This is a genomic window from Bacillus sp. JJ1127 (genome assembly GCF_036965845.1).
Taxonomy (GTDB): Bacteria; Bacillota; Bacilli; order Bacillales; family Bacillaceae_G; genus Bacillus_A.
The window spans coordinates 329-973 of record NZ_JBALQK010000285.1; the positions used below are offsets into that span (position 1 = coordinate 329).

The 645-nt window shown below is 33.0% G+C and carries 1 protein-coding gene; it reads left to right on the top strand.

Annotation, left to right across the window (positions count from 1 at the left end):
• Positions 1-31: 31 nt before the first annotated feature.
• A complete protein-coding gene (locus tag V7183_RS22645) occupies positions 32-610 on the top strand; it encodes a GNAT family N-acetyltransferase (protein WP_097899181.1) in 579 nt (192 codons plus the stop codon).
• Positions 611-645: the final 35 nt, after the last annotated feature.

The window sequence follows — 645 nt, forward strand, 5'->3', positions numbered from 1 at the left end:
TAGCTAGATACATAGAAAAGGAGAATAGTTTATGGAAATAGTAAATGACAGAGCAATGTTACGATTAATGCATGTAGATGATGTCGAAAGTTTATTTAGCATTGTGGAAGGAAATAAAGAAATATGGACGTATTTAATAGCTAAAATGGATAGCTATCAAGATATGGAGCGGTATGTTCAAGCGGCCATAAAAGGTTTTGAAGGAGGAACCGATCTACCATTTGTTGTAGTAGATCAAAAAACGAATAGAATCGTAGGAAGTACACGCTTATATAATATATCAAAAGAAAATAAAACCGTTGAACTTGGGCAAACATGGTATCATCCAAGTGTACAACGAACAAGTATAAATACTGAGTGTAAGTATATGCTATTGCAATACGCTTTTGAAGAATTACATATGTTACGAGTGCAAATAAAAACTGATTTACGAAATGAAAAAGCACAGCGCGCAATTGAAAGGCTTGGTGCTGTAAAAGAAGGTATATTGCGAAATGAGAGACAATTGCCAAACGGTTATGTAAGAGATGCAGTTGTATATAGTATGATTGCAAGCGAGTGGCCAGTTACAAAAGAACAACTATTACAAAAACTAGCGGTATATAAATAAGAGATTATGGTTAAATATATAAAACCATTTTAATT

Bases quoted from the DNA above. Each gene is read 5' to 3' on its own strand.
- V7183_RS22645 (WP_097899181.1), top strand. From the start codon at position 32: ATGGAAATAGTAAATGACAGAGCAATGTTACGATTAATGCATGTAGAT.